At 44.0% G+C, this 2,961-nt stretch carries 4 protein-coding genes; 2 read left to right on the forward strand and 2 right to left on the reverse strand.

What is annotated here, in order from left to right; genetic code table 11:
- Window positions 1-569: 569 nt before the first annotated feature.
- Window positions 570-803, reverse strand: coding sequence for a DNA-binding protein (locus tag KDK18_RS12590; RefSeq protein WP_257255276.1), 234 nt, complete (start codon window positions 801-803; stop codon window positions 570-572).
- Window positions 804-1,282: 479 nt separating this feature from the next.
- Between KDK18_RS12590 and KDK18_RS12595 the strand changes: the two genes are divergently transcribed.
- Together KDK18_RS12595 and KDK18_RS12600 are read left to right on the forward strand one after the other, a co-directional pair.
- Complete coding sequence (locus KDK18_RS12595) at window positions 1,283-1,498, forward strand: type II toxin-antitoxin system RelE/ParE family toxin (RefSeq protein ID WP_257255277.1); 216 nt, start codon at window positions 1,283-1,285, stop codon at window positions 1,496-1,498.
- Window positions 1,495-1,791, forward strand: coding sequence for a DNA-binding transcriptional regulator (locus tag KDK18_RS12600; protein WP_257255278.1), 297 nt, complete (start codon window positions 1,495-1,497; stop codon window positions 1,789-1,791). Before KDK18_RS12595 ends, KDK18_RS12600 begins: the two co-directional genes overlap by 4 nt.
- Window positions 1,792-2,063: 272 nt before the next feature.
- Here the strand turns inward: KDK18_RS12600 and KDK18_RS12605 are convergent, their stop codons facing one another.
- Window positions 2,064-2,552, reverse strand: coding sequence for a DUF29 domain-containing protein (locus tag KDK18_RS12605; protein WP_257255279.1), 489 nt, complete (start codon window positions 2,550-2,552; stop codon window positions 2,064-2,066).
- Window positions 2,553-2,961 lie beyond the last annotated feature (409 nt).

Here is a 2,961-nt window from a genome sequence, read left to right on the forward strand (position 1 = left end):
AAAAATGAATCAGCCAGATTGGAATAAACGACCACAATAATTTAACCCTTGAAGCTATTGTTGACAATAAATAGGACACCCACACTTGTATATGGGTGTTTACTAAATAAATGGGACACCCGCACTTATATGTAGGTAATAATCTGGGAAAAAGAGATGGGGGCACCCACAAAATTTCAGACCGGAGTTAACAGCATGGAGCCAGGGCTTGTAAGTCAGGCCAATTCCTTGCACTGTAATAACGTCAGAACTCCGCCCTATCGACATTATCTATTTGTTCAATTCTCGAATGGATTGAGCAAATTAACCCCTGTATCCATAAAATCCCGGGTGTTTCTTGTGACTACTATCAGGTCATAAACAAGGGCTGTTGCCGCAATTTGTTTATCAATTGCATTTTCATGGTGGGGTACTCTGAGTTTTCCCCAGATTTGTGCTTCGGTACAACCAAAGTCCAGGATATAATCTCGGTAATCATGTATCAGATGATTTAGCCATAGTTCTAACTGTTCTGCCTGAACACAGTCATTCCGATGACGAATTTTCTCAACTCACTGATGACATTGGTGTCAATTAAATACATCACGATCACCCTCATCATTGATTCGTTCGAAGTCCGTATCAGAGCCGACATCTGGAATGTTTTTCAACGCTTCAGTGAAGTTTTTATTTCTGGGACGAAGGAGAGCTGCTTCAAGAATTTTACGATGCTCAGCCTCTGCGCTTCTTCCGTGCTTTCCCGCCTGAGCTTTTAGAGCATCTACTATTGCCTCATCAATATTACGAACTAACAGGTTGGCCATAAGGATCTCCAGATGTATTTAATTTATAAACGATAGCATTGATATCATCTCCGTGAAATTGGGAGATTTACGGAAGAGAAGGAATAATCTGGGACACCCACACTTAAAGGAATAATCTGGGACACCCACACTTATATGTAGGTGTCCTCGACTCCATCCTTAAAAGAATAAATGGGACACCCACACTTATATACATAATAAATAGGACACCCACACTTATATACGGGCACACTTATATACGGGTGTCCTTGAATCCCTTGAATCCCTTGAATCCGCTTGAATCTGCGAAAAACCACCGGCTTGCACCTTTCTTACCGCCAACCATTATACTTTGCCTGAACTAATCCATTGGATTACACTCTAATGCATACGGTCGTTGAACTGAAAAACTATCAGGTCGAAGCTGAGAGCCTTCTATCCAGTGAGGAACGCCGCCATATCATTATTACCTGGCGGCAAACCCTGAGGCTGGCGTGATCATGAAGGGTACAGGCGGCATCCGTAAGCTCCGGTGGCAAAGAGGTGCATCAGGCAAGAGTGGAGGAGTGCGGATTATCCACTTCTACAAGAACCCATCAATGCCCCTGTTCCTGCTCACGGTTTATGGGAAAAACCAACAGGAAAACCTGTCAAAGGCAGACCGCAACACCATGAAACAATTAGTCTCTCTGCTCGAAAGAGGATGGAAAAAATGAAAAGCGTAGCGAACAGCATTATCCAGGGCCTTGAAGAGGCCGTAGCCAACACAAAAGGTGAGAATACAGGTGCAATTGTCCATGAGTTGACACCCCCGGACATCAAAGGCATTCGCCAGCAGCTCAATATGACTCAGGAAGAGTTTGCCCAAGCTGTAGGTGTAAAACTGCCCACCCTTCGCCACTGGGAGCGGGGCGACCGCAAACCGAACGGCCCTGCCCGTGTGTTGCTGAACCTGCTCGCCAGGGAACCCAAACAGATTGTCGCCATGCTAGGGCTGGCTCATTCCTGAATCATCGGCTGGTAATGCTTTTGCAGCTGAAATAAATGGGAAACATAAAAAAAGGGACATCCATAAAAACTGATTCATTCTGTGGCTGTCCTGTTTTTTTTGCTATTTCTCTTGGGCTCAAGGCTGTGGGGTTCCTTTTCATGTGTTCCTTAATATCACCCCCTTGGCTTCCTGAGTGCAAACCTTATGTCTCCAGGGCGCAGTGCCCAGAAGCAGGGCAGCTATTTCAGCACCATTGGCTCGGTAGCGGGGGTAGGGGCTGCGATGATGATTTAGCCTTCTGGCAGCCAGTCGTCATCAGTGATTTTTTCAAATGTCCAAAGGCATTCGTCGGGGATGCTGTTTTTGTTCAGTCGCTTGTTTTCGATGCGGATAAATTTGTTCAACTCTTTTATAGCGTTTCTTTTTGCTGTTAGATAGGCTTCTGACAGTATTTCATCAGTCTTGGGCTCAAGGCTTGGGTTTCTCTTCATGTGCTCCTTTATTTCCATTCTTGAGTTGTAAATACTCGGCATCCATGTATGTATGACTTTATCCTCAACCCATGAGTCTTTGAGTATTCTTTTCTGGTAGTCGTATTTGAGCAAATGCAGCAGCAATACCCGCAAATGGGAACGTAATTCATTGGTCGTGTCTCCCATTTCAGAATCCATCGCCTCCAATAAATTAGGGATGTCTAATTGGTCAAATTGGCCGTTAGCGAGCAGTTCCCGTTGCTGTCCGAGCCATTGGGTGTAATCGGTTTTGTACAGGTTTTCCATAAAATACCTCCATCGCCCTACCACTCTAGGCAAAAAACAGAAGGGAATCAAAAAATCATAATCTGGTCATAATCTGAGACACCCACATTTATATGTGGGTTTCCAGAATGGAAGAGGTATATAAAGAAATGGAAGAAACAGGACAATCAGGACATCCGCAAAATTTCCAAAATTTTTGAACCAGAAACCAAAAGATATTCCTTCGTGCGAGAAAACCACCTGGTAGGATCAAGCTTGCATTCGTAGGAATGACCCTGAACCCGATAAAACAAGGAAAAAACGAGTAAATAGATTTTTGAAAGACACAGAATGTCATCTCGCCAAAGTTATACTGCAAGAGTCTGACGTATGAGGCTGAAAAAATGAATCAGCCAGATTGGAATAAACGACCACAATAATTTAACCCTTG

This window comes from Endozoicomonas sp. SESOKO3 (assembly GCF_024606255.1).

Bases quoted from the DNA above. Each gene is read 5' to 3' on its own strand.
- KDK18_RS12590 (WP_257255276.1), bottom strand. From the start codon at position 803: ATGGCCAACCTGTTAGTTCGTAATATTGATGAGGCAATAGTAGATGCT.
- KDK18_RS12595 (WP_257255277.1), top strand. From the start codon at position 1,283: ATGAAGGGTACAGGCGGCATCCGTAAGCTCCGGTGGCAAAGAGGTGCA.
- KDK18_RS12605 (WP_257255279.1), bottom strand. From the start codon at position 2,552: ATGGAAAACCTGTACAAAACCGATTACACCCAATGGCTCGGACAGCAA.
- KDK18_RS12600 (WP_257255278.1), top strand. From the start codon at position 1,495: ATGAAAAGCGTAGCGAACAGCATTATCCAGGGCCTTGAAGAGGCCGTA.